1 rRNA gene is annotated in these 3,162 nt (G+C 51.2%); it reads right to left on the bottom strand.

The annotated features are described in order from the left end of the window. Positions 1–109: 109 nt before the first annotated feature. Positions 110–3,016 (bottom strand): 23S ribosomal RNA (locus tag KP80_RS21000). Between the last annotated feature and the right edge of the window lie 146 nt (positions 3,017–3,162).

Here is a 3,162-nt window from a genome sequence, read left to right as displayed (position 1 = left end):
TGCCGCCAGGCAAATTCTGTTATCAACATGTCCTTATGAACACGTCAATGTTATCTGTATCAAGCTGAGTATTGATGTCTTTCTTTCACCAAAACATCTTTGGCGTTGTAAGGTTAAGCCTCACGGTTCATTAGTACTGGTTAGCTCAATGTATCGCTACACTTACACACCCAGCCTATCAACGTCGTAGTCTTCAACGTTCCTTCAGGACTCTCAAGGAGTCAGGGAGAACTCATCTCGGGGCAAGTTTCGTGCTTAGATGCTTTCAGCACTTATCTTTTCCGCATTTAGCTACCGGGCAATGCCATTGGCATGACAACCCGAACACCAGTGATGCGTCCACTCCGGTCCTCTCGTACTAGGAGCAGCCCCCCTCAATTCTCCAGCGCCCACGGCAGATAGGGACCGAACTGTCTCACGACGTTCTAAACCCAGCTCGCGTACCACTTTAAATGGCGAACAGCCATACCCTTGGGACCTACTTCAGCCCCAGGATGTGATGAGCCGACATCGAGGTGCCAAACACCGCCGTCGATATGAACTCTTGGGCGGTATCAGCCTGTTATCCCCGGAGTACCTTTTATCCGTTGAGCGATGGCCCTTCCATTCAGAACCACCGGATCACTATGACCTGCTTTCGCACCTGCTCGAGCCGTCACTCTCGCAGTCAAGCTAGCTTATGCCATTGCACTAACCTCCTGATGTCCGACCAGGATTAGCTAACCTTCGTGCTCCTCCGTTACTCTTTAGGAGGAGACCGCCCCAGTCAAACTACCCACCAGACACTGTCCGCAACCCGGATTACGGGTCTACGTTAGAACACCAGCCATTAAAGGGTGGTATTTCAAGGTTGGCTCCATGCAGACTGGCGTCCACACTTCAAAGCCTCCCACCTATCCTACACATCAAGGACCAGTGTTCAGTGTCAAGCTATAGTAAAGGTTCACGGGGTCTTTCCGTCTTGCCGCGGGTACACTGCATCTTCACAGCGAGTTCAATTTCACTGAGTCTCGGGTGGAGACAGCCTGGCCATCATTACGCCATTCGTGCAGGTCGGAACTTACCCGACAAGGAATTTCGCTACCTTAGGACCGTTATAGTTACGGCCGCCGTTTACCGGGGCTTCGATCAAGAGCTTCGCGTTGCCGCTAACCCCATCAATTAACCTTCCGGCACCGGGCAGGCGTCACACCGTATACGTCCACTTTCGTGTTTGCACAGTGCTGTGTTTTTAATAAACAGTTGCAGCCAGCTGGTATCTTCGACTGATTTCAGCTCCATGGGTAAACCACTTCACCTACATATCAGCGTGCCTTCTCCCGAAGTTACGGCACCATTTTGCCTAGTTCCTTCACCCGAGTTCTCTCAAGCGCCTTGGTATTCTCTACCTGACCACCTGTGTCGGTTTGGGGTACGATTTGATGTTACCTGATGCTTAGAGGCTTTTCCTGGAAGCAGGGCATTTGTTACTTCAGCACCGTAGTGCCTCGTCATCACACCTCAGCGTTAGTAAGAGTCCGGATTTACCTAAACTCTCCGCCTACATGCTTAAACCGGGACAACCGTCGCCCGGCTAACATAGCCTTCTCCGTCCCCCCTTCGCAGTAACACCAAGTACAGGAATATTAACCTGTTTCCCATCGACTACGCCTTTCGGCCTCGCCTTAGGGGTCGACTCACCCTGCCCCGATTAACGTTGGACAGGAACCCTTGGTCTTCCGGCGTGCGGGTTTTTCACCCGCATTATCGTTACTTATGTCAGCATTCGCACTTCTGATACCTCCAGCAACCCTCACAGGTCACCTTCAACGGCTTACAGAACGCTCCCCTACCCAACAACACATAGTGTCGCTGCCGCAGCTTCGGTGCACAGTTTAGCCCCGTTACATCTTCCGCGCAGGCCGACTCGACCAGTGAGCTATTACGCTTTCTTTAAATGATGGCTGCTTCTAAGCCAACATCCTGGCTGTCTGAGCCTTCCCACATCGTTTCCCACTTAACTGTGACTTTGGGACCTTAGCTGGCGGTCTGGGTTGTTTCCCTCTTCACGACGGACGTTAGCACCCGCCGTGTGTCTCCCGTGATAACATTCTTCGGTATTCGTAGTTTGCATCGGGTTGGTAAGTCGGGATGACCCCCTAGCCGAAACAGTGCTCTACCCCCGAAGATGAATTCACGAGGCGCTACCTAAATAGCTTTCGGGGAGAACCAGCTATCTCCCGGTTTGATTGGCCTTTCACCCCCAGCCACAAGTCATCCGCTAATTTTTCAACATTAGTCGGTTCGGTCCTCCAGTTAGTGTTACCCAACCTTCAACCTGCCCATGGCTAGATCACCGGGTTTCGGGTCTATACCCTGCAACTTAACGCCCAGTTAAGACTCGGTTTCCCTTCGGCTCCCCTATACGGTTAACCTTGCTACAGAATATAAGTCGCTGACCCATTATACAAAAGGTACGCAGTCACACCACAAGGGTGCTCCCACTGCTTGTACGTACACGGTTTCAGGTTCTATTTCACTCCCCTCGCCGGGGTTCTTTTCGCCTTTCCCTCACGGTACTGGTTCACTATCGGTCAGTCAGGAGTATTTAGCCTTGGAGGATGGTCCCCCCATATTCAGACAGGATACCACGTGTCCCGCCCTACTCTTCGAGTTCACAACATATGCATTTTCATGTACGGGGCTATCACCCTGTATCGCCGGACTTTCCAGACCGTTCCATTAACACATACGCTGATTCAGACTCTGGGCTGCTCCCCGTTCGCTCGCCGCTACTAGGGGAATCTCGGTTGATTTCTTTTCCTCGGGGTACTTAGATGTTTCAGTTCCCCCGGTTCGCTTCGTTAAGCTATGTATTCACTTAACGATAGTGTGTCGAAACACACTGGGTTTCCCCATTCGGAAATCGTCGGCTATAACGGTTCATATCACCTTACCGACGCTTATCGCAGATTAGCACGTCCTTCATCGCCTCTGACTGCCAGGGCATCCACCGTGTACGCTTAGTCGCTTAACCTCACAACCCGAAGATGTTTCGTAAAACATAGTCGCGTTGCGAAAATTTGAGAGACTCGAACACACCGCTTATCTGTTCTTATTACGGAGAACAGACACAGTGTGTCGTTTCAATTTTCAGCTTGATCCAGATTTTTAAAGAGCAAA

Source organism: Kluyvera genomosp. 1, assembly GCF_001266615.1.
Lineage (GTDB): Bacteria > Pseudomonadota > Gammaproteobacteria > Enterobacterales > Enterobacteriaceae > Kluyvera > Kluyvera cryocrescens_A.
Note: the sequence above shows the minus strand (reverse complement) of the source record. Positions and strands in the feature narration are given on the sequence as shown.